Origin of the sequence: Salinimonas iocasae (genome assembly GCF_006228385.1) — a bacterium.
In the GTDB taxonomy this organism is placed as follows: domain Bacteria; phylum Pseudomonadota; class Gammaproteobacteria; order Enterobacterales; family Alteromonadaceae; genus Alteromonas; species Alteromonas iocasae.
On record NZ_CP039853.1, the window covers coordinates 41031 to 66332 of the forward strand.

Below are 25302 nucleotides of genomic sequence, written 5' to 3' on the forward strand. Positions count from 1 at the left end.
AAACGGAGAAATTATGCGAAAGCACCTCAAAATGAAAGTCGCTTTACTGTTGATGACTGCTGGATTCAACACTGTAGTGTGGGCTGATGATCCTGCAAAAGTTGTCGCAGAGGGATATGACAAGCTTTACGAAAATGGCGAAATTACAGCTAATAAGCTTCTTGATCTCAAAGCCTCAGCGCTGAATTACTATTCCGAGAATGGTGCATGGCCAACTGATATTACAGACCTAGCTGTTGATGGTTTTTATTACGGTAGTTATGACACCATGTATGGCACTACCGTATCCGGTGTTGAGGACGGTAATAGTTACATTCTATCTGTTGATGTCCTAAAAGATAGCGTGGCAAATTATGTCGCATCATTTATGAACGGAACGACGACAGACAGTACTGTTAACGTTCAGTTTGGGTTACCTTCCCAGGTTCCAGTTTTACATAGCACTTTATCTCGAGTTGATGATGGTGATGTAGCTCGAAACACCATGGAAACAGACCTACACATGGGTGGCTACAGTATTACCGACATTGATACTGTTACTGCCAGAGCACTGGTAGCGCAGCGGGCAGATATTCAAAATGGTTACATTGAAAATATTTATGCGCAGCTGATAAATGCCCCACTGGCGAATTTAACGACAGTAAATTCCACTACAGTAAATTCAGACGTTGTCAATTCTGACAGAATCTACGCGAGTGTAGGTGTCTATGATAATGGTACCCGGGTATTTTCACCCGCAAATCTACCAACTAAAGCCGACGTAGGGCTGTCAAATGTGCAAAATTATGGTGCTACCAACAGCTACACCGGCAATAGCACAACGCTCTATGCAACTCAGAGTGCGGTATATAACTCTCACGTATATTTGAAGAACCTTAAGCTCGACAAAAATGCAACTGCGGTAAATGCGGACAGGCTTGATAATCTTGATTCATCATCATTTATCCGAAGTAATGCTTATGACGCGGTAAATGCAAATACCCGTTGGGAAGATAATCGAGAAATTCGCTTAGGCAGCAGCTCTGATATGAGACTGAAGCATGATGGCTCTAATTCCATCATCGACAACTACACCGGAAACTTGTATCTGCGCAACCTTTCTGGTGGGAGAGAGATCTATCTACAAGGAACCACATCAGGCGGTCAAAGGCACACTGCGGTCATGGTTGATTCAAGCTCATACGTTAGGGCCAGATTGATGTATAACGGCTCATCTAAACTTTATACCGAGTCAAATGGCGTAAGAGTTTCAGGTGATATGAACGTCACTAGTGGCGACCTTAAAGTAAATGGCCAAAAGATTAGCAAAGACTATGTAGACCTGGGCCGAGTGATGAACTTCAGTATTTCGGACAGCTACACAGGCGGAAGCTCAAACGTCTACGCCAGCCAAAGGGCTGTAACCCGGGCTTATAATGCGTTGAATAGCTCCAAACTCGGAAAAAAAGAAAAAGCAGCGGATTCTGATAAATTAGATGGCATTGATAGCTCAGGTTTTGTGAGAACCAGCCGACGTATTAACGGTAAATCTTTAACTAGCAATATAACAATCACAAAAAGTGATGTTGGATTGAGTAATGTTAGGAACTATGGTGCGACGAACAGTTATACTGGCGCTTCAACTCAGCGCTACGTTACTCAAAAGGCTCTAAATGATGCTTACCATGCAGCAGTTCGAGGAGGCACAAAGGACTACCGGGTACTGTATTCTAACATTTCCGGACTTAATTCTGGTGACTTTTACCTCAATAGTTCCTGGCGTGGTTACGATGAAATATTGGTACTAGGTGGTAATGACAAAAAAAGCTCTATTTATATGTTTAAATTTACAGAGCAAGAATATGACCTCGCCTATGATTTGTGGCGCAGTGGTGGGGGAAGGCTTTCCGACTTTAGATTTCAAATGGTCAAAGATGCAAACTATTACTGGAATGGTCATTTTGCATCCAACACTCACTTTAGTACACAACACGAGAACTCAGTACTCTACCAAGTATTTGGGCTCACTTATAAATAGGCTTCCGTGATAATTGCATTCCTTCGTATCAAAGATACAGTTAATTGAATTCAAACTTTCATAAGCTAGAAGTAGGAGATTATTTTATGAAAAAGCTTCAAAGTAAAAAAACCTTTTTAATTTTTGGTTTAAGCTCGCTTTTGACTGCATGTGGCGGGGGTGGTGATAGTGAAAGCTCCGAACCAGAGCTAGCCGAGAATGAAGTAGTAATGGTGACTGATGGCGGAAAAGAAATTATAACTGAAAAGGCTGAAGGCAATATTGTAAAAGATGGGGCTTTAAATAGCTTTAGTAAGGTATCTCTCACGGGCCAGTTTGAAGATATGGGTAGATTGGCATCTCGATGTGTTAATGAGAGCTCTCATTATTACGAGAGTGATAATGTGATGGTATTCGGTGATGCCTCCACCACAGTCGAAGACTACAGATTAGTGGCTGGATGGGTCGAGTCTGCTAAGGACGGAATTGCAGGAATTTTAGGAATAACTTGGACAGAGTATTTAGCAAAAAGAAGAAATATAGCGAAATTTGCTATAGATGCTTATATTGAAAACTATGCCGATTTAGCATCAATTAAGGATTCATTAGGCGTCGAATTCACTGACCTAAGTGAAATAGAAAAAAAATCTGTAGCATGGAAAACATACATTGAAAGCGACAAGGCTGAGCGTTTGAGTTTAATTCTCGAGACATCCGAATACGCTGGATATGGCTGGACCGCAGAAGATGTTTCTCATAACGATAAAATTAAGATTTGTTTACATGATGAAGGTGCTAACAGTGACTATTTCAGCTCTTATTATACTGGCGTAGCGATCGCTAAGCCAAGTGCAACTATACCGGATGATTATTTCCTATATTTGCGAGCAGGCCTTATTAGAATGGCCCAAGAAGCTTTGACGCATTCAGTTCACGGTAACCCCTTACCTGTGTGGTTCTCAAAAGGTCAATCACTTTATAGGGCAGGTAAAAACTCTGCACTAAGAAGCGAGCATGATGCAATTGATGCTACAATGTACGTGGAAGAACAGGATGAATACGGTTTTGACGACCAGTTATTGAAATCACATTATGCGCTGGCCTATCAATATATTGAGGAAGCTTTGCGCGTAGCTAATCGTGATCGAGTTTTTGCAATCTTAGATGTCATTGCTAACGATCCAGCAGTTTATACTCAAGAACAGCTGCCGGAAAGTTACGACTTTACGCCAGGAGAGACTGGGGGTCTGGAGAATGCAGCGTTTATAAAAGCTTGGGATGAAGAAATATTCATTGATGAAGCTGGCGACGACTTAAGTTACTCTCGATACAAAAATGATTACCATTCTCTAATGAGCAAAAGTAATTAAGACAGTTATGCTTAAAAGCCCGCATTACGCGGGCTTTTTTGTATCGAAAATCCATTGCTATCAGCTTTGAAACCGAGTTCCCGTCGTGTTTACAAATCTTCCCTTTCTCATTGAATATATAGCTTCAGCCGAGTCTGTCAGTTCGAACTTTCGTATGTGACGCTTTAAACGCAGATTTTCATGCAGCTCATTAATTACATGTTCAGTTTGCTTGGTGAAATAGCCAACGGATAGGTATGTACTAAATACAAAGTGCATATCGAGAGACTGTTCTTTCTTCAGGTAGACCACAGTTCCTGAAGAGCCAGGTCCATTACACTTATAGATAATTAGCGTAAAATGAGGCTGTAGCTCCTCTGAACAGCTATCTATCCACGACTCAATAGCACTTAAATCCGACAGATCATTAATATCCCGCACCAGATAAGGGGTATTTCGAGTTCCGTCCACGTAGGGCCGGGTGATACAAAAAAAATCAGCCAACTTATATGCGTCATCATTTGAGCAATGTTCTGCAAATAAATCCGGACTAGACAGCGCACCCAGTTGTGCCTTCGGGATACCAATTTTTTCCATAACCTTGTTTATATGTACTCCTGGGATGCCGTGCTGAGCAAACAGCCCAAGTAAACGAGCCCTTCCTAAAGGAACTTCTGGGAACGGATGCATAGAAAAGTGCGCGACGGTGTCGATAATTATGCTTACAGCGTCATTAAATGAAGCTGTGCCAGGCAAGCTTGCTTGTACCGCTTGAACGAATGCGGTTGTGGGATAGTAATAAAGTCTCATACACAGTATTAAAGTGTCATACTTGGTAATATAGTTTCATACCGCATTGATCAATTTGAACCAACACCACCGCGAAGGCGGTGGTGTCCTTTGAGCGGACTTCGGCGTTCAGAGATAATAGTGGTCTGTAGTGGTCAAGTCATTTTGGCCACACCGTTGTAGCTATTCCAGTAACGTTTCTCCGATTCATTCGGCGTTAAACCACCGTTGTATGAATGCGGTCTAAGTCGCAAAATTGAAGTTTAAAAATCACACAGGTGGTGCAGCGGTTTAATTCAGCGCTAAAATGCGAGACTTATTCGTGCCTTCCTTAGCGGTAGCAAAGGCCAGTAATAGAAATACTGTAGTGGCAGACTAAACCCGAACACCGTTTTAAGTGGTAGCATTACACTTAATAACGAGGTGTTCAATGAGAAGACAAAGACGGTCATTCAGTCCGGAATTCAAACTTTATGCGGCCAGCCTGGTGCTCGATTAGGGATATAGCTTACCCGAAGCAAGTCGCGCTGTAGACGTTCATGAAAATACCCTGCGCAAATGGGTTCAGCAACTTAAGTCTGAACGCGGCGGTAGCACACCGAAGTCCAAAGCTCTGTCGCAAGAGCAGCAGCGTATTCAGGACCTGGAGGCTCGCGTGAACCGTCTGGAACGAGAAAAGACCATTCTAAAAAAGGCTACCGCACTCTTAATGCCCGACGACCTGAAGTCCACGCGCTGATAGACCGGTTGAGGGTCATGAATCAACAGAATTGGTCTGTTCAGCTTTAGGTTTTGGTGTCAGTAGTTATTACGAACGACGAAAGCGACAGCGGCTGATTGGTGCTAAACGGCGTATTCTGCGCGCCAGAGTGAAGCGTCTGTTCGATAAGAGTCGTCAGTCTGCTGGCACACGAACGCTTGTTGATATGCTTCGCGATGAAGGCATCGTCATGGGCCGATTCAAAGTAGGTCGGCTGATGAAAGAGCAAGGGCTGATGAGCAAGCAGCCGGGTAAGCACGCTTATAAAAACGTGCAGGTTGAGCGGCCAGATATCCCTAATTTACTGGACAGGAAGTTCAATGTGGAGCAACCCAACCAGGCCTGGTGCGGCGATATCACCTACATCTGGACAGGCTCAGCATGGTATTACGCAGCCGTCGTGATTGACCTGCATACCCGCAGAGTTATCGGCTGGAGTATGTCACACCGACCGGACGCGGAGCTTGCCGCAAGAGCTTTAGATATGGCGTACGAGCTGAGAGGTAAGCCAAAAGGCGTGATGTTCCACAGCGATCAGGGCTCTCAGTACGGCGCTCGTAAATTCAGACAAAGGCTGTGGCGTTACAAGATGAGCCAGAGCATGAGTCGCCGAGGGAACTGCTGGGACAATAGCCCAATGGAACGCGTGTTCAGAAGTCTGAAATCAGAATGGATGCCATCAACCGGCTACTGTTCGCCTAATGAAGCAAAACGAGATGTGGGATATTACCTGATGAATTATTACAACTGGGAAAGACCGCATCAATTTAACGATGGGCTACCACCGGCAAAAGCGGAAGAATTAGCTAAAAAGGTGTCCGGGTTTTATTGACCACTACAAACAGATTCTGTGTAACTGCCAGTGTTAAATGATCGGTGAGCCGTTCTTCAAATTCAATCATAAAACGGCTCATCGCTTGTCGCTAGTTCCGTATTGGCATTGTCCACTTCCCGTTAACGACTTAATGGCAATATGGCTGTGAAGGTCGTCTTCTGCTCGCTTGACTCCACTCGTATACGGCCTCTGTTCACTTCCAATACCGAGCGGGCGATGGTTAATCCTAATCCAGCACCTTGCCCGTCACGTTTTCGAGATGGATCCGCGCGGTAGAAACGATCGAAAAGGCGAGAAAGTTGAATGTCAGGGATCTTATTACCTGGGTTTGAAATCGATATCAATGCTTCGTTATCCTGTATTTGAGTAGATACGGTTACTTCTGCATTATCGGGAGTGTACCGAATGGCATTAGACAACAAGTTGCTCAGTGCTTGTCGAAACATCGATTTGTCGCACATTAACGTTATTTTGTGACCAATAAGTTGAATGCTGATGTGCTTCTCTTCGGCCAAGAGCTCAAAGTATTCGATTAATTCACCGATTTCTTTATGACAGTCTATACGCTCAGCGTTGGGTTTGATCAAGCCATGCTCCGTTTGTGCTAGTAACAACATGTCACTGACCATTTTCGACATTCGCTCGTACTCTTCTAAGTTAGAATATAAGATGTTAGTATATTCACTCGTCGATCGTGGTTGATTGAGTATGACTTGGGTCTGTGTAGTCAGGTTGGTGATAGGCGTTCTTAGTTCATGAGCTATGTCAGCGGAAAAATGGGACAGCTGCTCAAACCCGCTTTCAAGTCTCTCAATCATCGCATTAAAGGACTCCACCAGATTAGCAAGCTCCACTGGGACTTCGGTGGGTTCCAACCTGATATCCAATTTATCCGCGGTGATGGAACCGATTTTGCGACTGAGACGTCGTAAGGGGGAGTGACCACGATAAACAGCAAACCGCGCGGCTAAGATCGTAATAGCCCCAGACAATACAATGATCCCCCACAATGTTGTCTCGAAGTCTTCCATATAGTTCATATGAAATTCCATGTTCGAGGCAACGATGACTTGATAATGTGTTTGGCTGTTGCCGTCTTCAATACGCACGGTTATTTCCGTTGCCCGTAACATATGTTCGCCGTCGAAAAAGAGGCTTAACATGGATGGCGTTATTTGTTCTAGTTCATACGTATCCCCAGGGTATTTTTCTAGCACCGCGCTCTCACTGCTAAAAATAACTTCGTTGTCTTTATTTTTAACTAAATAATAGACACCGTGATGCCCAGAGATAGCTTGGAATAATATGCTAGACGGTGCGACCCCTTCATTATACGCTGTATTAAGCTTGCGTTTCACGGCTAGAAACACCTCATTCAGCTCATCTGCATCCTGCTCTTCAAAATGCTGAGCAATCGATTGCTGCACCATAAGACTTATAAACGTTAGGCACACAAAGATAGTGAGCCCAACAAGTATAGTGACCCGAAAGGCGAGAGAGCTTGGTCGCTTTGATAGATCCTTAAGATTCATTACTGCACATTTTATATCCCATCCCTCGCACAGTCTGAATGAGCTTTAGTGAAAAGTCATCATCGATTTTTGCTCGAAGACGGCGAATGGCGACATCAATCACATTGGTATCGCTATCAAAATTCATATCCCATACTTGCGAAGCAATAAGAGAACGCGGCAATATTTCGCCTTGGCGTCTCACCATTAATTCTAATAAGGTGAACTCTTTAGTTGTCAGGTTTATTGTGCGCCCACTTCGCGTGGCAATACGCGAAGGAATGTCGAGCTCCAAATCGGCTATGTGTAAAATATTATTGGGCACGGACGTGCCGCGGCGGATCAACGTACGCACACGCGCTAGCAGCTCAGCAAATGCAAACGGCTTCACTAAGTAATCATCTGCGCCGAGCTCTAAACCTTTAACACGGTCATTCACATGATCACGAGCAGTAAGAAAAAGAACCGGTGTATGATTGTTAGACTCTCGTAACGATGACAATATTTTCCAACCATCGATATCAGGCAGCATGACGTCTAAGATGATCAACTCATATTCACCGAGCATGGCTTTGTGATGGCCATCGAGGCCGGTCCGAACTAACTCAACAACAAAGCCCGATTCGGCAAGGCCTTGTTTGATGTAGTCTCCAGTTTTTGTTTCGTCTTCAACGACTAATATTTTCATGCGATGTTCCGCCCGTGTTACTTATGATAAGCCCGCTTACAATATTAATGTACGTAACGAAACCGTGAAACGAAACACCTACTATGTAGCTTTGTAATTTCGCTAATGTCTCGTAATCTTAATGCTGAGTGCTATCAAGATGTTAGCCCTTAGGTCGCTGATTATGCAACGAAATCCTTGCCTTTGATCTAGGATAATCCGTCTAATTGCATTTATTACTGAATTGTAATGTAGAGGTAATCTGGTTGTCAGGCGAGGGTGCTAACATCAGCAACAATTAATAAACAGTCATTGACTGCTGTTTGTCAAACACCAAGGAACGACGAGAACGTGAAAAGCGCCTTCATTCACTTAATTATTGTTATTGCATTGCTCAGTGTGCAAATGAGTGAGTCATTTGCATTCGCGCAAATGCCATGCAGTGACGAAATGGCAGCGGAGATGGATCTCGGATTTCACGATTTGCACAGCGTTCATGACATGATGAAACACTCGCAAAGCGATGATATGAATGATTGTTGTCAGCAAGATTGCTGTTGTCCAATGGCGATGTTTCATATTGGTCTTCTCTCTAGTCAAACTCATTCGTCACCCGAAGGCGTGTCGCTGAGTATTCAGTCTCTTAATTCAAACCTAAACCAAATCTTTTTAGGTGGATTGCAGCGCCCTCCGAAACACTCTCTCATTTCAGCAGGATAAGTCCGTCTAGAATCCGGGCAATGATATCGCTTGTTGGTCGAATGATCATAGCAAGCCATTTATTTAAACAATAGAAATGAGAAAGTAATTATGTCAATTATTACGCATCGCTCGATGTGGATAGCGTTGGTGTTTGCACTGTTTTTATCAGCATGTACCGACTCAATACAGATAAATAATGATTCGGATGCAGTTGCTGAATCCCCGGTAGCTTCCTTAACAGTCTACAAAAGCCGTTCTTGTAAGTGTTGCCAAAAGTGGGTGAACCACATTGAAGAGCACGGGTTCGACACGGACGTATCCAATGTTACATTAATGTCTCGAATTAAAGACAAATATGGTGTTGCGCCTAATTACCGTTCGTGTCATACGGCATTGTCCCCAGACGGTTTTGTTTTTGAAGGTCACATTCCAGCAAAATTCATTCAGCAATTTTTAGACAATATACCTGAAGGCGCCATCGGACTCAGTGTGCCGGCTATGCCAATTGGGTCACCTGGTATGGAAGTCGGTGATCAATTTCGTCCTTATCTTATTCTGCAACTCAATGACGATGGCAGCGCAACCACTTATGCCGAAGTTAACTCGTATGAAGAGCAATTCTAATGAGACGCTTTTCATTTTATGTCATTACACTGATGACACTTTTGAATACTGGACTTGCCCAAAGTCAAACAAACCCCGTGTTGACATTGGAGCAGGCTGTTGAAATCGCGATTAACAACGACCCTTGGCTTGTAGGCAGTGAGTATCGCGAGCAAGCCATTGTTTCAAGTAGCGTGGCAGCCGCTAGTTTGCCGGACCCGGTAGTTAATATTGGTTTAGCGAACTTACCAACGGATGGATTTGCATTCGATCAAGAACCCATGACGCAACTTAAGGCAGGGGTTTCACAGATGTTCCCCAGAGGGGATTCGTTAGATATTCGATCTCGTCAACTAAGAGAGCAAGCCGCCGAGCACCCAATAATGCGTGCTGATCGCATCGCCCGCACACGTGTGCAGGTCTCTGATATTTGGCTTGAAATTTATCGCGCGCAGCAGAGTATTAAGCTAATCCATCAAGATAGGGCATTGTTTGAGCAACTCAGTGACATTGCCAAAGCGAATTATGCGACCGCCATTGGGCGCGTGCGCCAGGAAGACATCATTAGGGCAAAGCTCGAATTGACGCGGTTAGAAGACAGATTAATAAAACTACAAGCACTGGAAGAACGCTCAACAGGTAAGTTATTGGAATGGATCCTAAAAAACCAGCAATCTGCACGCCAACTTGGCTTTGATGCGTTTAGCGCGTTGCAGTTGCCTAATACATTACCTGCCATTGCAAAAATCACTGACAACACGTTGTTAATTGTAGAAAGAAAAAATCAACAACAGCTCGCGGAACTACTCGCAGATCACCCTTATATTTTATCCATTAATCAACGTATCAGAGCGAGTCAAACCGGGGTTGAGTTAGCTAAAGAAAAATACAAACCCCAATGGGGCGTAAATGCCAGTTATGCTTTTCGCGATGATACACTAGCAGGTGCAAGTCGGGCTGATTTCTTGTCAGTCGGTGTTAGTTTTGATTTACCTATTTTTACTGAAAACCGTCAAGACAAAGAAGTCTCTGCAGCCGTAAGCCAATCAGAAGCCATAAAGACTGACAAGTTACTCGCACTGCGCGAAATGATGTCTGCGATCCAGTCGTTATACGCTGAGCGAGAACGTTTAACTGACAGGCAATCGTTATACAACGACGAGTTATTAGCGCAAATGCAAGAACAAGCTGACGCGTCCTTGAATGCCTACACCAATGATGATGGCGATTTCGCCGAAGTTGTTCGCGCGCGTATCGCGATTTTGAATGCGCGTATTGATGCATTGGATATCAATGTGGATTTCGTCAAAACAAACATTCGACTTAATTATTACTTTAATACCACCGCAGGTATTTCCATGACTCAATTCGGAGAACAATAATGCATAACACGAAAGCCATTATTTTAGGATGTGTTATCGGCGGTGCAATGACTGCGTTGGCATATACATTCCTTCTTCCTTCTGATGCAACACCTACAGAAGCAGAGCAAAGCGCTGAACCGCAGCCACTTTATTGGGTCGCACCGATGGATCCCAATTACCGTCGTGATGAACCGGGTAAATCTCCGATGGGAATGGATCTTGTTCCTGTTTATGAAGAGAGCACGGGAGGCAATGAAGGTCCTGGAACCATTAGCATATCACCCAATGTAGTCAATAATTTAGGGGTAAGAACAGCATCGGCTCAACGCCGATCTCTGCATGTCCCTATTCGTACGGTTGGCTATGTGCAATACAATGAAGACACCTTGATACATATACACCCACGCGTTGAAGGCTGGGTAGATACACTGCATGTGAAAGCCTCGGGTGAGTATGTAAAAAAAGGCGAACCTTTGTATTCGCTCTATTCCCCTGAGTTGGTCAATGCGCAAGAAGAGCTGCTGATCGCGATGCGCCGCGGGAGTGACGATTTGATCAATGCTGCTCGGTCGCGATTAGATGCGTTGCAAATGCCTAATGAAGCGATTCAGTCCTTAATGTCGAGCCAAAAAGTCCGTCAATCGATCACATTTTCGGCACCGCAAACCGGGTTTGTTGACAATTTAAATATCCGCGAAGGATTCTTTATCAAGCCAGGCAATACCCTCCTGTCCATTGGGGCGTTGGATGAGGTGTGGGTTGATGCTGAAATCTTTGAACGACAATCCGCGCAAGTCACCGTTGGACTTCCCGTCACAATGACGTTGGATTTTTTACCCGGCAAAACATGGGAGGGTGAGGTTGATTACGTCTACCCCACACTTGAACAGAGCACTCGAACGCTGCGGGTTCGCTTACGATTTAAAAATGCAGATTACGCGCTTAAACCGAACATGTTTGCCCAGATTACGATACATTCAGACTTTGACTCTGACAGCGTTCTTGTGCCATCGGAAGCGGTTATCAGAACCGGTACGCAAGATCGTGTTGTCTTGGCGTTCGGTGACGGGCAATTCAAGTCCATAGCCGTAGATGTAGGTCGAGTGGTAGAGGACTACACTGAGATTACAGCAGGTCTCATCGAAGGGGATCAGATTGTCACCTCTGCACACTTTTTGCTCGATTCAGAAAGCAGTATAAGTTCAGATTTTAAACGGATGGAAGCACCTGATGCACTCCCGTCGTCGGTTTTTACCGAAGCCACCATCACCGATGTTATGGCCTCACATAACATGATAACAGTGAACCATGGCGCCATCAGTGAATGGGATTGGCCAGAAATGACAATGGATTTTACTGTCGCCAACCAAGTAGAACTAACGAGTTTGCGGCAAGGTATGCGTGCGCATATTGAAATTAGTAAAGAAAACGATGGTCAGTATGTGGTAACGACGGTGCATATCATTGACGACAATGCTGATACACAGACGATAAATGGACGCAGCATATGGACTGAAGCAACGATTAATTCGGTTATGTCCTCACACAAAATGTTAAATCTTGACCACGGAGCAATTGAAGCGTGGGATTGGCCCGCGATGACAATGGATTTCTTTGTTGCTGACACTATCGATTTATCGCAGTTGGAAGCTGGTATGGATTTGCATATTGAAATCACCAAAACCGGTGATAGCGACTATCTGGTAACAACCATCCATGTCAAACCAGCAGAGCCAGGTTCAGCGCAAAGGGCAATGGTGACAGGCACCATTAATGCCATCAATACTCAGTCACGTGTAGTCAATATTTCACGTGAAGCGATCCCAAAGTGGGATAGGCCTGCGGCAACTCTTGACTTTACCATGAGCGACGCTATCGATATCAGCCAATTTACGGTCGGTGCTGACATTACATTTACGTTTGAAATCACTGATGGCAACTTTAGGATCCTCAGTATTGAGTCCGAAAGCCAAGATACTTCGATAGATCATAGTAACCATGGAGGAGTATACGAATGATCGCTGCTATTATTCGCTGGTCAGTTGCCAACCGCTTCTTCGTATTGCTGATGACCTTAATTATTATCGGGGGCGGTTTATTTACGGTGAAGAATACACCAATTGACGCATTGCCCGACCTGTCTGATGTTCAGGTCATCATTAAGACCAGTTATCCTGGACAAGCACCTCAGGTGGTTGAAGATCAGGTGACTTACCCGCTTACAACGGCGATGTTGTCGGTGCCAGGTGCTAAAACGGTCAGGGGCTTCTCTTTCTTTGGCGACTCATATGTCTACATCATTTTTGATGACAGCACAGATCTCTATTGGGCTCGTAGCCGTGTACTGGAATATCTGTCTCAAGTTGCTCCCAATTTACCTGAAAATGCTCGGCCACAATTAGGTCCAGATGCAACCGGAGTGGGTTGGGTTTACTTGTATGCATTGGTTGACCGCACCGGCAAAAATGACATATCACAATTACGCAGTCTCCAAGATTGGTTTCTTAAATACGAATTGCAAACCGTTCCTGGTGTGTCCGAAGTGTCTGCTTTAGGCGGTATGGTCAAGCAATATCAAGTTAAAGTTGATCCTGAAAAACTGCGTGCCTATGGGATCCCGCTATCACATATTCAAATGGCCATCAAAAGAGGCAACCAAGAAGTTGGCGCATCTGTTATTGAAATGGCTGAGGCTGAATATATGGTCAGGGCGACAGGGTATATTTCAAGCAAACAAGATATCGAAACGATTCCACTCGGAGTTAATGAAAATGGCACGCCGCTGTTGGTAAGGGATATCGCGGATGTGCAGTTAGGTCCTCAAATGCGCAGAGGGGTGGCCGAGCTTAATGGCGAAGGGGAAACCGTAGGCGGCATCGTTGTCATGCGATTTGGTGAAAATGCTCAAACAACCATTAACGGAGTCAAAGCTAAACTCGAAGATCTCAAAAAAGGATTGCCGGATGGCGTCGAAATTGTCACGGTTTACGATCGTTCCGCATTGATTGAACGTGCGGTAGATAACTTGGCCTCTAAATTGGTAGAAGAATTTATCGTCGTTGCCCTAGTGTGTATCGCGTTCTTATTCCATGTGCGTTCCTCGCTGGTTGCAATTATAAGTATTCCTGTCGGGATCATCACGGCAATTATCGTGATGTATATGCAAGGTATCAATGCGAACATCATGTCCTTGGGGGGGATAGCAATTGCTATTGGTGCAATGAGCGATGGGGCCATTGTCATGATCGAAAATATGCATAAGCATATGGAGCGAACCCCGCTGACAAAAGAAAATCGATGGCGGGTAGTGATAGATTCAGCGTCTGAAGTCGGTCCTGCGCTGTTTTTCAGTTTGTTGATTATCACAGTTAGTTTTGTACCTGTCTTTACGCTAGAAGCGCAAGAAGGCCGGATGTTCTCGCCGCTTGCATTCACCAAAACATATGCGATGGCCGCTTCTGCAGCGCTCGCGATCACACTAGTGCCAGTTTTGATGGGGTACTTTGTACGCGGTAAGGTACTTGCGGAGCATAAGAATCCTGTTAATCGGTTCCTGACGTTTTTATACATGCCAACACTTAAAGCGGTATTACGTTTTCCCAAGTTGACCATGCTGGTCGCCGTAATTGTATTGGGTATTGGCCTTTGGCCAATTGATAAGATCGGTAGCGAATTTATCCCGCCGCTTGATGAAGGTGACTTGATGTACATGCCGACGACTTATGCCGGTATTTCGATAGGTAAAGCTCGCGAGTTATTACAACAAACCAATAAACTGATCAAGACTGTTCCTGAGGTCGAAACGGTGTTTGGCAAGGTCGGGCGAGCTGATACGGCAACCGATCCTGCACCATTGACAATGATAGAAACGTTTATTCAATTAAAACCTCAAGATCAATGGCGTGAAGGCATGACGACCCAGGATCTGATCAAAGAATTTGATGCTGTGGTTAATTTACCGGGGTTAACGAATGCATGGGTTATGCCGATTAAAACGCGGATTGATATGTTGGCTACCGGTATTAAGACACCTGTGGGCATCAAGATTGGAGGTCCAGATCTCATGGAAATTCAAAAGATTGGTCAACAAATTGAAACGATACTTTCAGATGTTGAGGGCACGGCATCCGTTTATTCGGAGCGTGTTGCTGGTGGGCGTTATGTCAAAGTCGATATCCAACGTGAAAGGGCCGCTCGCTATGGTCTTAACATAGCAGACGTTCAACAAGTTGTTTCTAGTGCGATTGGAGGAATGAATGTTACACAAAGCGTCGAAGGATTAGAGCGCTACCCAGTGAATATTCGATATCCACAATCATATCGCTCATCACCTGAATCATTGTCATTGTTGCCTATTGTCACACCACAAGGCAAACGCATTGCGTTGGCTGATGTCGCGGATGTGTATATTGAAGATGGTCCCCCAGGCATTAAAAGTGAAAATGCACGCCTTAATGGCTGGGTGTATGTGGATATTGATGGTGTAGACATTGGCTCTTATGTCGTCGCAGCGCAGCAGGTCGTCAGTGAGGAGCTGGTATTGCCTGCAGGATACTCCATAACGTGGTCGGGACAATATGAATATATGTTGCGGGCAAAAGAAAAATTAACCTATGTAGTGCCATTGACTTTAGCCATTATCGTGATCTTGTTATACCTCAACTTCCGCAATTTTATTGAAGTAGCGATCATCATGGGAACGTTGCCTTTATCGATGGTCGGTAGTATTTGGCTTATGTACTTAGAAGGGTTTAACTTTTCAGTGGCAGTGGGCGTTGGCTTCATTGCATTGGCCGGGGTCGCTGTCGAGATTGGCGTCATTATGCTGGTGTACTTGAATCATGAGTACCAGGCGTTAATCGACAAATGCAAAATGGACGGTATTAAACCCACCGTAGGAATGCTAACCGAAGCCGTATTGCATGGCGCGGGTTTGCGTGTCCGGCCAGTCATGATGACGACCGCAACCATTATATTCGGACTATTACCGGTACTTTATGGCTCAGGTACGGGGTCTGAAGTGATGAGTCGTATCGCTGCGCCCATGGTGGGCGGGATGGTCAGTGCGATTTTATTGACGCTACTTATTTTACCAGCCATTTATTTAATATGGCGAAAACAGCAGCTCAAAACGATGAGTAATTGGTAGTTATGCGTCGCCTTGCTCGTCGGTTACACCGATACCTACTGTTGATTGTCGGTGTGCAGATGCTCCTCTGGTCAGTGAGTGGACTCTACATGGTCTGGTTTGATATCCACTATATTCATGGCGATCATTTCATGAAAAGCTCGCCCGCGCTTTCATCATTGTCAACGGTAAACGTTGGCTTTGATGAGATAGTCGCTCGCTACCCTGATGCTAAGTCAATCGTTTTGGGCAGTGTGGGGGAGATGCCGGTTTACCGATTAACCCTCACCAGTAAGACGCACCTGATCAGCGGCTTATCTGGAGACATCATCCAACCGTTGTCAGACAAACAAGCCGCCGCCATCGCAATGTCCAGGTCAAGTCGGTCGTATGAGGTCGACAATGTGACCTTGCTGGGTGAAAACGAAGAGGATAGTGCGGTTGGGCAACGAGGACGTCCATTATGGCGAGTTGAATTTAAAGGCGCACTTGCGCCAACATTTTACGTCAGTCAAGACACAGGTACGGTTGAATATATTCGACATGCCCCTTGGCAAGTATTTGATTGGTTATGGCGCCTCCATATTATGGATTACCAAGACGGTGAAGACGTTAGTAATACACTATTAGTGAGCATGACTATCATAGGGCTGTTGGCCGCATTAGCAGGCTTGCTATTGCTGCCTTATTCCTTTTCGTCATCGCGAAAGGCAGCTGACTGAAATGTTCTGGCGGATCATTCACAAATACCTTGCATTGATTGTGTTTTCACAATTAATGGTTTGGCTCGCTACGGGTTTTTTACTCGGACAGGCTGAGCACAGTAAACCGCTCTCCAGAATCGCAAGTGACGCTATTGCAGGAAGTGTATTAACGCAAAACCTAATATCCGTCGAGAACGTCCTTATACGCTCACCCAATGCGCTCTCTATTGAGCTGCTTAGCTTATTGGGAAACCCGACCTATAAGGTTATGACGCACTATGCAAGACATGCCCATGAAAGAGAGTATGAGTTAATAGACGCGATAAAGGGAAATAAAATAGAACTAACAGCGAACGATATCCGTGATCTGGTCAACAATCAGTTCCGGTTAACTTCGCCTATTCAAGATTTGCGCCGTGTTGATCCGCCGATAGAGCATCTACCCAGAGAGCGACAATCGGTTTGGCATGTTCGTTTATCAGACAGAGAAACGACACACATTTATGTCCGAGCATCAACAGGGGAATTAGCCGGCGTCGTCGATAGCAACAGGGAATGGACAAACTTGTTGATGCTATTGCACTTTATGGATTATCAGAACACCGGCTCATTTAATCACTGGTGGATCAAGGCTCTCGCGTTACTGACTGTGCTGTTGAGTATTTCAGGAATTACGTGGCTGGTTAGCCTCGTTAAAAATAAGCAAGTATTCATTGGGTGGTGGTATAGAAAGCAAGACTTAGTGGTACGAGATCAGCAAGGTTACCTCCAAAACGTCGTTGCTAAGGACAATGAATCACTTCTGGATTGCCTACAGCATAACGCCCTTTCTATTGAGTCAGTATGTGGGGGAGGGGGAACATGCGGCCAATGTATTGTGCGTCTTGATCCATCGGCTGCCATTTCAGTTGCAGAACGATACCGCTTATCTCAAGACAGGTTGTTGTCCGGTTATCGTTTAGCTTGTCAGCAAAACACTGATTTGAAAGGCAACGTTCAGCTTGTAGAGTCTCCAAACCCCAAAACAGTATCATGCGAGTTGCTCTCAAACACATTCATTACACCCTTTATCAAAGAATTAAGATTTAAATATCAAGGCAGTGTTCCACTGGATTTTAAGCCTGGCAGTTTTGTTCAATTCACGATTAAAGAAGGTCAATCTTTAGCGTTTCCGAAAGACTTACCGAGACGCTATCAGCCTTATTGGCCGCGTTTTGAATCAGCTACATTTTCCCATCCAAACACTGTCAGGCATTATTCAGTTGCAAACCGAAATGATGGTAGTGGCGTGCTTACATTCAATATAAAAATGCAACCGGCACAATCTAACAACCAAAGACCTGGCATCGGTTCTTTTCACCTTGGTAATTTAAGCATCGGCACGGTGGTTGATATAGTTGCGCCTCGAGGGGGGGTTAACTTACTTGATGACCTTGGTGTACGAGAAATTGTGTTGGTCGGTGGGGGCTCGGGTATAGCACCTCTAAAAGCTCTAATCGATGAACTAATATTTGGCTTGCATTCGACACTGCCTATAACCCTCTTTTATGGCGCCAAACACCCTGTTGAATTGGCAAATCATTGCTGGTTAAAAGCGGTTGAAACACAGCATTCCAATTTCTCCTATCAACCTATCGTGTCTAACGCGTCTTCTGTTTGGTATGGACAGGTGGGCCGCGTACAAACGCCGTTGAATGCATTTGTGTCTGCGCACCGTAGCCTCCATCGATGTTTGTTTTTCCTCTGCGGTCCTCCGGCAATGATGAACGATGTAACCCAATTACTATTACGCTACTCCGTCAATGAAAATGCTATACAAATCGATTCATTTTCACCATTTACTACTACTTAAAACTACCGAGGTTTATTTATGAAAACACTATTGTCAACGTTCTTACTGACCGCTCTTTTCTTGAGCACAAGCAGTTATGCTCACACATCGTTGAAAACGTCCATGCCAAAAAACAATGCGATGTTAATGTCATCGCCTCCACAATTGTCCGTTGTTTTTACTGAGCCAGTTCGTTTGGCCAAATTGACGTTAAATTCTCAAAACGGCGAGCCTGTCGACTTTAATTTTTCTCCATCGATGGAGTCTAGCACTTTCTTTAATTACGACTTACCGACGTTATCGCCGGGTAACTATACCGCACAGTGGATGTTACTTGGTGAGGATGGGCACAAAATGGACGGTTCATTTGACTTCATGGTTCACGGAAGCAAGTCCATGCAAGATGACAAAAAAGCCCATAGTCAACACAAAGACCATTAAAGAGGAAGATTAAAATGGCAATTTGGGAAGTATTGATCCTATCCACCAAGCTTACTGTCTATCTAGGACTGTCGGCGCTTTTGGGCGGATTTCTTATCCTTCTTTTAGTGCCATTTAGCCTGGAAAAACAATCTCACGCTCGTCTGCTTCTGCAAGCTCATATTATTAAGTATATGGCTATGTTTGCTTTAGTTGGTGTTTTCGCGACTACGTTGGATTTCTTTTTCCAAGTGGGGTCGCTGTCTCAAACGGGTTTCACAGGCATGTTTGATCCGGTCATGCAACGTATGGTTGCACAATCTACTTTAGGGACTATTGCAATAAGTCGGCTGTGCATATTCATCGTCGGCATTGCTCTTTGTGGATTGTTTTATTGGCAACTCGCTCGCAAAAAAACGCCTCATTTTATCGTGACTCTTCTTGGTGCAATAATTCTTTGGGGGAGCGTTGGATATGTATTCATGCTTTCCGGGCATACCGTGCAACTGGAACGTTCATATGGTTATGCATTAGCTGTGCATGTGATCATCGCGCTAAGCTGGATGGGCGCTCTTTGGCCGTTGTCAGCAGCATGCCTACACCTATCGCCTACACCGCTTTACACTCTGATGCGGCAATTTGGTCATCTTGCTATAGGACTGGTGAGCCTGCTGATCCTTGCCGGCACTCTGCTAGCATGGGAGCTAGTTGGTTCTGTAGGTAATTTATTCAATCAAATCTATGGACAAAGCCTGCTGTTAAAGCTGGGCTTTGTCAATGCGATCCTGCTGCTTGCCGCATGGCATAAATTAAAATTAACGCCCAAGCTTTTAACGCACAGTAACGCAGCGATAGACATGCGCCGTTCGATTCAAATTGAAATGCTCATTGGACTATGCATTTTTCTGATCACCGTTGCTTTGACTACTGTTCTTGGTCCTCAATCTTAACTTTGGATTTATATGAAAATTAATTACGTTTTAACGACTGTTTTATCTATTGCGCTGCTTTCATTTAGTACGTTTGCCCATGAGCCACCCAAATCAATAGAGCGCTCTGCAACTCACTTCAGTGGTTTGGATACTGCAGCGGGTCGCAGTGTGCTCGCTTATCACGAAGCATTATCTAATGGCCAAGCGGATGACGTCATGAGTGCATTGACATCCGAAGTCATTATTTTAGAGGGATCGCGAATAGAACGCAGTGCCGAAGAATATCGGCAACATCATTTACACGCTGATATGCGATTTTCTGCGGCTGTCAAAACCACAACAATTGAACATCATGTTCGCGTTTATGGGGATACGGCGGTCTCAATTGCCAGAAGCCACACCCTTGGCACATACAAAGGTAAACAAATTGATAAGCAAGGAAATGAAACACTGGTACTTAACCTTATCAATGGTCATTGGAAAATAAGTCATATCCATTGGTCCCATTAACACTTTAATTTATAGGAAAACTTTAAATGACGTTACTTATACGAATCTCACTCGTCCTGATGTTAAGCACAACTACACTGGGCGTCTTTGCATCACAGGCAGATGAAGACAAAGCGACGATTGAAGAAATTATCATTGCTATTGAAAACGGTTGGGAGTCGGGCCAAGGACGGCCTTTTTATGAACACTATCTCGACCATAAAGGTGCTCGATACATTGAATCAGGCGGCCAAAACACAGGATTAAGTGATCTCGTCGAAAATCATGTGGAGCCAGAGAAAGAAGTACTCAAACGCCTCACCATCGATATATTGGATATGGATATTACAATTGATGACGATATGGCATGGGCGATTACGACCGTAAATGTGTCTGGTGAAGTAAGAAAAACTGGCTCAACATTTGACAAAAAGGGCTACCAAACGTACTTGTTTAAACGAACGAGTAATGGATGGAAAGTCATACATTCACATTCGTCTACCCGCGATAAAAAGCCCCACAAGCATCATTAAGCGACGTCAGTATGCCCATCACTCGCAACGTTACCCTAGACATCATGCGCACGGTCGCCATTGTATTAATGGTGATCTTTCACTTCGCGTATGACTTGCGGTTCTTTGGCTGGGTAGATTGGAGTGTGCCAAATGGTCCTGGCTGGAAACAATTTCGGTATGTCATTTTATCACTCTTTTTCTTAAGTGTGGGTGCATCATTGGTGTTCGCTCATCACCAACGCGTGGATTTGAAATCCTTTGCGAAGCGAATAATGTGGATAGTGGTATGGGCATGCGTTATATCACTATTTACTTATTGGTTTTTCAATAGTCATTGGATATTTTTTGGTGTTTTACACTTTATCGCCGTGGCCAGTGTACTATGCCTTCCCTTCGCACGTTATCCAGTCATGGCTTGTTTTATTGGGATAGGGATTATTACACTGTTCTTAACGAATGTGGTTACAAGTAAATGGCCGTTTAACTTATGGGAATTGGGGCTGCCGTCATCACCCAACGATTATGTTGCACTATTTCCTTGGGTTGGCGTTGTATTGCTGGGCATTGGCGTTGGCCATATGTTTATTAAGGGTATAGATCCCTGTGCTTCACTGAAATTATCAACTAAAATCACGTTTTTAGGACGTCACAGTCTTGCTGTGTATGTGTTACATCAACCTCTGTTTTTTGTAACATTAGGCAGCGTGTATTGGCTTTCGCATTCGGTTATGTGAGTCTAAGTTGAAGATGAGACAATGATAATAAGGGACCTTTGACAAAAGTAGAGCGTTGTTTGTTTTACAAGTAGTCTCGGCGTTTCTAGCACTTGTATATCAGTAATAGTGTGGGTTCATCCAAGCAATAACCGCAGAAATAACGGCAACTAGGATGGCTGTTAATGTTAATACTGTGTTGGCCAAATTGCGTGTCGCTTCATTATATAACGTTTTCACCGCATCAATATCTTGTTCAATACGCGCAAGTCGACGATTAACTTCTGCATTGGAAAGCGTAGCATTTTCCAATAGTCGTAAATCTCGATTAATCTCATCAACCTGTTTTTTAAGGCCAACTAATCCGCGATAGAAGTCTGCGTGAACATAGTCATCGGTATCGGCAAAGCAAATGGTGGGAAGAAGTAGAGTAAAAACTAACATCCATTTAAACACTGTATATATCCTAATTACTGCAACTGACGGTTGATCGCCATAGCGCTTGAGTAAGTATTACACCAGCTTAACGGTTTATTGTAAATCCCGCTGCAAAGAGCCTGCAAACCTAAGTTGAGGGTCGTATTTCTTTTTTAAAGCAATCAAACGCTCTACATGGTGACCGAAATAACTGGTCAATGGACAGTCGTTGCCCATGTCATAATTTTGGTAGGCATGGCCATTAAAAAATGGGGATAATCGTTCATAGGTTTGATTAACCCAGTCTATAACCTTGGTATTGTCTTGATCGGGCAGAGTCACACCCGTGATGCTACATACAAATGAGGCATCGCGATGAATAAATGCGGTTTCATGGGTCTCGATATCCTGGATCGCGCCACATAACGGATCGAGCATAATGCCCGCTGCGTTGTCTGGGCAAGACTGATAGCATTGCAAAAGCGCATCAATAAACTGTTCCGTAAGTTCACCTTCAATGATCCCATTGCGCCAATAAAGTGCGTGCCCTTGTTCATATTCATTTGACTGGCACTCTATGTATTGTTTATGCGTAACAGAGATATCGGCATCCGTTTCCCATTTTGCTATGTTATTTAGGTTGGAGTCAGGGTCTTCACTAAACCCCATAATTGATATTTTTGCATTTTGTAACGCTGAACGAGCGATGTATGCATATAAGAATTGCGTTCTCGGCCCCTGCAGTACAGCATCGCTGTATTGCTTTAAAATAGGCTTTGCCTTTTGAATTGGCCATTCAATGATACCTCCTTGAACATAAGCTGGAGCCGGGTGCAGCCTAAATGTTATGTGGGTGATAACGCCAAATTGAGAGCCGCCACTGCCGCGTAGTGCCCAAAAAAGATCAGAGTGTTCCAAAGTGTTTATAACTCTTTGCTGACCATCTGCTGTGATCAGATTAAACGCCAAGACATTGTCGCAACTTAACCCATGTTTGCGTGACAAAAAACCGATCCCGCCGCCTAACGTTGCTCCTACAACACCGACATCCGGGCAGGTGCCTAATGGGATCACTTTCTTATATTTCGATAAGAACAGATCCAAATTATGATTTTTCACACCCGCGCCCACTCTTACTGACTGACCAACTGCGCAAAGTTCTATACTTTGAAAGGCAGACATATCAAGGACAATGCCACCGTCAATAACGGCCGCACCCGTTACCCCATGGCCGCCGCCTTTAACTGATATTTGTAAATTAAGGCGATTGGCATAGTCAATTGTATTAATGATATCGACGTCTGACTCAGGCACGACTATCGCATATGGAAAATGTGAAATGGCTCGATTAAAAACATGACGCCGCGCTGAATAGCCTGTACTTCCAACGTCCCAGACACTGCCGCTTAACTTGTTTCGCAACGACAGTAAGTCAGATTCAGTTGGCTTCGTTGAAATAGTTTTATTGGTATCAATTGGGTTGAGCGGCGCTTCGTCAATGCTTTGCAATAAATCCCAATTTGTTCTGCTAAATGTCTTTGGGTCTATACGATTTAACAATTGCCAAAGGTATTGTGCAACAAGGCGCGGCGGTAGTAGCTTGTTCTCTTCATGTAAGCCTCTTAAAAAGGCCGACATCGGCAGTACATCGCTTGGCACTTGCCGGATTTTTTTTTGCATCGCTGTATCAACATTTCCGGGAGCTGCGGTGGCAAAAACAGCTACATCTTCATTAACTTCTTGTCTAAAACAACTACACACCATATTTAAAGCCGTTTTACTCACACAGTATGCTGATGCGCCTTTCACTGCACTAACGGGTTGCTCGCTTGTCAAATACAGTACGCGGCTATGTTTAAACTTATCCAGGCACAGTTGTGTTATCAAAAAGGGGATATCGCAGTTGATTCTTTGTGCCGTGCGCCATTCTTTGTAGCCTATTGATTGAATAGGTTTAAGCGGTGTGACAATACCTGCACAATGCACTAAGTAATCAATCTGTTCGTATTGGCTAAGCGTTTCTTGAATTTCAATCGTTGCCGCTTCGTTATTAAAATCAACGTGTTCTATGATGAGGCGGGGTTCAAATTTTTCATTGAACGCTCCTAGTTCTGAGCTATCACGACACAGTGCAACAACAAGCATATTTGGATCCCTTGATAAGAATTCATTAGTCAATGCTAATCCAATCCCTGATCCTGCACCGGTAATTACCGCAATTTTGTGTTTCGTCATTTCTTATTATCCGCTCACCCAATTAAAAATTGCATCTGGTATTCAGCATATGCCGCTGCAAAGTAGCTATGAGGAGACCTGTTGACGCAGCTTGAGCATAGATAATTTTGAACCAAGGATAAATAAATCGATGATTTGATTACGGAAATGTAATGATTCTGTAATCCGATTGTCGTGAAGGATTGATCTAAATCAATTACATTTATCGTGTGATTTATAGGATGGATTTCATCAAAAGCAAAGGATAAATCGGGTGCAAAAAATTACGATAGCACTAATCTGCAATGCCACAAATGCCTATAACAGATGAAGAGCTTGAGGTTTTGGCCGAATTTTTATCGCCCAAATAGCACCTTGACCTGAGTCTAAGACATAGAATTAAGGTGACAAGTCGTCTATTTCAAACCTAAACCGCTCATGTGAGCACAATTAAAGGAAAAATTATGAAAACATTAACGTCATTATTACTGGCCAGCGCCCTTGTCGCTGCGCCAATTGCGACTTCTTACGCGCATCAACACACTGATAAATCTGACATGCCGATGATGGACAGTCAGATGATGAAGAAAATGCAAACACATATGGAAGAAATGCAAGCAGTTTTAGATGAAGTAAAAAGTGAATCTGATCCTGAAAAGCGCGAAGCCATGTTGCATGAGCATGCCCAAAAGATGCAAGACATGATGGGCATGATGGAAGGCAAAGATTCGATGGGAATGAAAGATGGAAAAGGAATGAAAGGCGGCATGGGCATGAAGCATAAACACAGTGATATGTCGACTGATGACAAAATGAAAATGATGGAACAGCGTATGGCCATGATGGAAGACATGATGGGGCAAATGATGGGACATACGGCTGAAAAAGCGAAGCCAATACACAAGCATAAAAAGAACTAATCAATGCGTTATGAGGCAGGAAAAGCGACTGCCTCTTTTCTTTTAATAATCGCGGGAGTTTTACATGAACAAATTAATCAAGCTTTTATCAATTGCAATCTTGTCTGTTGGGCTACTAGGGGGCTGTGCAAGCCAGATATACCATGACTACATCATGAGTGGGCAGGTTGTTACCGTCGATGATAAACAAGTAGTTGTGTGTGTCTCTGACACCGATGGTCTCAAAGAACATCAAGTCTTTAATGTTTATCGCACCGATTTTGATGCGACAGCAATTTCTGAAGGGGAAGACGGCTACTCGCGCGAATTTGTGGGCAAAATTCGATTAGGTAAGACGAAGGATGAGCATTTTGCAGAGGCTACTGTACTTGATGGCGAACTTGCACGTTATGACATGGTTGAGTTTGATCGTGGGTTTTAATCGATATTTTTGAATAGGAGCA

The 25302-nt window shown here is 44.1% G+C and carries 21 protein-coding genes and 1 pseudogene; 17 read left to right on the forward strand and 5 right to left on the reverse strand.

The window, feature by feature from the left end; genetic code table 11:
• Positions 1-13: 13 nt before the first annotated feature.
• Both FBQ74_RS17380 and FBQ74_RS17385 read left to right on the forward strand, forming a co-directional pair.
• Positions 14-2017 carry a hypothetical protein gene (locus FBQ74_RS17380; protein ID WP_139758047.1) on the forward strand — a complete coding sequence of 668 codons (2004 nt, stop codon included), beginning with the start codon at positions 14-16 and terminating at the stop codon, positions 2015-2017.
• Positions 2018-2103: 86 nt separating this feature from the next.
• On the forward strand, positions 2104-3366 hold the full coding sequence (locus tag FBQ74_RS17385; protein ID WP_139758048.1) for a hypothetical protein: 1263 nt from the start codon (positions 2104-2106) through the stop codon (positions 3364-3366).
• Positions 3367-3426: 60 nt separating this feature from the next.
• Here FBQ74_RS17385 and FBQ74_RS17390 read toward each other — a convergent pair whose 3' ends face one another.
• On the reverse strand, positions 3427-4155 hold the full coding sequence (locus FBQ74_RS17390; protein ID WP_139758049.1) for a hypothetical protein: 729 nt from the start codon (positions 4153-4155) through the stop codon (positions 3427-3429).
• A gap of 409 nt (positions 4156-4564) precedes the next feature.
• Here FBQ74_RS17390 and FBQ74_RS17395 point away from each other — a divergent pair.
• Positions 4565-5726: pseudogene (locus FBQ74_RS17395) on the forward strand (IS3 family transposase).
• Positions 5727-5848: 122 nt separating this feature from the next.
• Here the strand turns inward: FBQ74_RS17395 and FBQ74_RS17400 are convergent.
• Positions 5849-7261, reverse strand: a complete 1413-nt coding sequence (locus FBQ74_RS17400) for a heavy metal sensor histidine kinase (RefSeq protein WP_139758050.1) — start codon at positions 7259-7261, stop codon at positions 5849-5851.
• The gene (locus FBQ74_RS17405; protein ID WP_139758051.1) at positions 7251-7928 is read right to left on the reverse strand and encodes a heavy metal response regulator transcription factor; all 678 of its coding nucleotides are present in this window, start codon (positions 7926-7928) and stop codon (positions 7251-7253) included. Before FBQ74_RS17405 ends, FBQ74_RS17400 begins: the two co-directional genes overlap by 11 nt.
• Positions 7929-8258: 330 nt before the next feature.
• On the opposite strand from FBQ74_RS17405, the gene FBQ74_RS17410 reads away from it, so the two are divergent.
• The 12 genes from FBQ74_RS17410 to FBQ74_RS17465 all read left to right on the forward strand — a co-directional run bounded on the left by FBQ74_RS17410 (position 8259) and on the right by FBQ74_RS17465 (position 21329).
• The gene (locus FBQ74_RS17410) at positions 8259-8627 is read left to right on the forward strand and encodes a hypothetical protein (RefSeq protein WP_139758052.1); all 369 of its coding nucleotides are present in this window, start codon (positions 8259-8261) and stop codon (positions 8625-8627) included.
• 90 nt (positions 8628-8717) lie between these two features.
• Positions 8718-9233 carry a DUF411 domain-containing protein gene (locus FBQ74_RS17415; protein WP_139758053.1) on the forward strand — a complete coding sequence of 172 codons (516 nt, stop codon included), beginning with the start codon at positions 8718-8720 and terminating at the stop codon, positions 9231-9233.
• Entirely contained in the window at positions 9233-10594 is a 1362-nt protein-coding gene (locus FBQ74_RS17420; protein WP_139758054.1) for a TolC family protein, read from the forward strand. The genes FBQ74_RS17415 and FBQ74_RS17420 overlap by 1 nt, the downstream gene beginning before the upstream one ends.
• Positions 10594-12594, forward strand: a complete 2001-nt coding sequence (locus FBQ74_RS17425; protein ID WP_139758055.1) for an efflux RND transporter periplasmic adaptor subunit — start codon at positions 10594-10596, stop codon at positions 12592-12594. Before FBQ74_RS17420 ends, FBQ74_RS17425 begins: the two co-directional genes overlap by 1 nt.
• Entirely contained in the window at positions 12591-15725 is a 3135-nt protein-coding gene (locus FBQ74_RS17430) for an efflux RND transporter permease subunit (RefSeq protein ID WP_139758056.1), read from the forward strand. Before FBQ74_RS17425 ends, FBQ74_RS17430 begins: the two co-directional genes overlap by 4 nt.
• Positions 15726-15727: 2 nt before the next feature.
• Positions 15728-16426 (forward strand): peptidase, encoded by a 699-nt coding sequence (locus FBQ74_RS17435; RefSeq protein WP_044447426.1) that lies wholly within the window; start codon positions 15728-15730, stop codon positions 16424-16426.
• Between the two features lies 1 nt (position 16427).
• Entirely contained in the window at positions 16428-18260 is a 1833-nt protein-coding gene (locus FBQ74_RS17440) for a 2Fe-2S iron-sulfur cluster-binding protein (RefSeq protein ID WP_139758057.1), read from the forward strand.
• Positions 18261-18278: 18 nt separating this feature from the next.
• Complete coding sequence (locus tag FBQ74_RS17445) at positions 18279-18680, forward strand: copper resistance CopC family protein (RefSeq protein WP_071978933.1); 402 nt, start codon at positions 18279-18281, stop codon at positions 18678-18680.
• A 14-nt stretch (positions 18681-18694) separates the two neighbouring features.
• Positions 18695-19609, forward strand: a complete 915-nt coding sequence (locus tag FBQ74_RS17450; RefSeq protein WP_139758058.1) for a copper resistance D family protein — start codon at positions 18695-18697, stop codon at positions 19607-19609.
• A gap of 12 nt (positions 19610-19621) precedes the next feature.
• Positions 19622-20101 (forward strand): YybH family protein, encoded by a 480-nt coding sequence (locus tag FBQ74_RS17455; RefSeq protein WP_117316848.1) that lies wholly within the window; start codon positions 19622-19624, stop codon positions 20099-20101.
• A 26-nt stretch (positions 20102-20127) separates the two neighbouring features.
• Entirely contained in the window at positions 20128-20613 is a 486-nt protein-coding gene (locus tag FBQ74_RS17460; protein WP_117316847.1) for a nuclear transport factor 2 family protein, read from the forward strand.
• Between the two features lie 11 nt (positions 20614-20624).
• Entirely contained in the window at positions 20625-21329 is a 705-nt protein-coding gene (locus FBQ74_RS17465; protein WP_117316845.1) for a DUF1624 domain-containing protein, read from the forward strand.
• A gap of 99 nt (positions 21330-21428) precedes the next feature.
• Here the strand turns inward: FBQ74_RS17465 and FBQ74_RS17470 are convergent, their stop codons facing one another.
• Together FBQ74_RS17470 and FBQ74_RS17475 are read right to left on the reverse strand one after the other, a co-directional pair.
• Positions 21429-21764: a hypothetical protein gene (locus FBQ74_RS17470; RefSeq protein WP_232366234.1), complete on the reverse strand. Its 336-nt coding sequence runs from the start codon at positions 21762-21764 to the stop codon at positions 21429-21431.
• Positions 21765-21839: 75 nt separating this feature from the next.
• A complete protein-coding gene (locus FBQ74_RS17475) occupies positions 21840-23960 on the reverse strand; it encodes an SDR family NAD(P)-dependent oxidoreductase (protein ID WP_117316843.1) in 2121 nt (706 codons plus the stop codon).
• A 443-nt stretch (positions 23961-24403) separates the two neighbouring features.
• Between FBQ74_RS17475 and FBQ74_RS17485 the strand changes: the two genes are divergently transcribed.
• Positions 24404-24859 carry a hypothetical protein gene (locus tag FBQ74_RS17485; protein ID WP_139758059.1) on the forward strand — a complete coding sequence of 152 codons (456 nt, stop codon included), beginning with the start codon at positions 24404-24406 and terminating at the stop codon, positions 24857-24859.
• 64 nt (positions 24860-24923) lie between these two features.
• Positions 24924-25280, forward strand: a complete 357-nt coding sequence (locus FBQ74_RS17490; RefSeq protein WP_139758060.1) for a hypothetical protein — start codon at positions 24924-24926, stop codon at positions 25278-25280.
• Positions 25281-25302: the final 22 nt, after the last annotated feature.

Bases quoted from the DNA above. Each gene is read 5' to 3' on its own strand.
- FBQ74_RS17465 (WP_117316845.1), top strand. From the start codon at position 20,625: ATGCCCATCACTCGCAACGTTACCCTAGACATCATGCGCACGGTCGCC.
- FBQ74_RS17460 (WP_117316847.1), top strand. From the start codon at position 20,128: ATGACGTTACTTATACGAATCTCACTCGTCCTGATGTTAAGCACAACT.
- FBQ74_RS17400 (WP_139758050.1), bottom strand. From the start codon at position 7,261: ATGAATCTTAAGGATCTATCAAAGCGACCAAGCTCTCTCGCCTTTCGG.
- FBQ74_RS17380 (WP_139758047.1), top strand. From the start codon at position 14: ATGCGAAAGCACCTCAAAATGAAAGTCGCTTTACTGTTGATGACTGCT.
- FBQ74_RS17450 (WP_139758058.1), top strand. From the start codon at position 18,695: ATGGCAATTTGGGAAGTATTGATCCTATCCACCAAGCTTACTGTCTAT.
- FBQ74_RS17445 (WP_071978933.1), top strand. From the start codon at position 18,279: ATGAAAACACTATTGTCAACGTTCTTACTGACCGCTCTTTTCTTGAGC.
- FBQ74_RS17415 (WP_139758053.1), top strand. From the start codon at position 8,718: ATGTCAATTATTACGCATCGCTCGATGTGGATAGCGTTGGTGTTTGCA.
- FBQ74_RS17455 (WP_117316848.1), top strand. From the start codon at position 19,622: ATGAAAATTAATTACGTTTTAACGACTGTTTTATCTATTGCGCTGCTT.
- FBQ74_RS17475 (WP_117316843.1), bottom strand. From the start codon at position 23,960: ATGACGAAACACAAAATTGCGGTAATTACCGGTGCAGGATCAGGGATT.
- FBQ74_RS17430 (WP_139758056.1), top strand. From the start codon at position 12,591: ATGATCGCTGCTATTATTCGCTGGTCAGTTGCCAACCGCTTCTTCGTA.
- FBQ74_RS17490 (WP_139758060.1), top strand. From the start codon at position 24,924: ATGAACAAATTAATCAAGCTTTTATCAATTGCAATCTTGTCTGTTGGG.
- FBQ74_RS17420 (WP_139758054.1), top strand. From the start codon at position 9,233: ATGAGACGCTTTTCATTTTATGTCATTACACTGATGACACTTTTGAAT.
- FBQ74_RS17385 (WP_139758048.1), top strand. From the start codon at position 2,104: ATGAAAAAGCTTCAAAGTAAAAAAACCTTTTTAATTTTTGGTTTAAGC.
- FBQ74_RS17485 (WP_139758059.1), top strand. From the start codon at position 24,404: ATGAAAACATTAACGTCATTATTACTGGCCAGCGCCCTTGTCGCTGCG.
- FBQ74_RS17435 (WP_044447426.1), top strand. From the start codon at position 15,728: ATGCGTCGCCTTGCTCGTCGGTTACACCGATACCTACTGTTGATTGTC.
- FBQ74_RS17425 (WP_139758055.1), top strand. From the start codon at position 10,594: ATGCATAACACGAAAGCCATTATTTTAGGATGTGTTATCGGCGGTGCA.
- FBQ74_RS17440 (WP_139758057.1), top strand. From the start codon at position 16,428: ATGTTCTGGCGGATCATTCACAAATACCTTGCATTGATTGTGTTTTCA.
- FBQ74_RS17405 (WP_139758051.1), bottom strand. From the start codon at position 7,928: ATGAAAATATTAGTCGTTGAAGACGAAACAAAAACTGGAGACTACATC.
- FBQ74_RS17390 (WP_139758049.1), bottom strand. From the start codon at position 4,155: ATGAGACTTTATTACTATCCCACAACCGCATTCGTTCAAGCGGTACAA.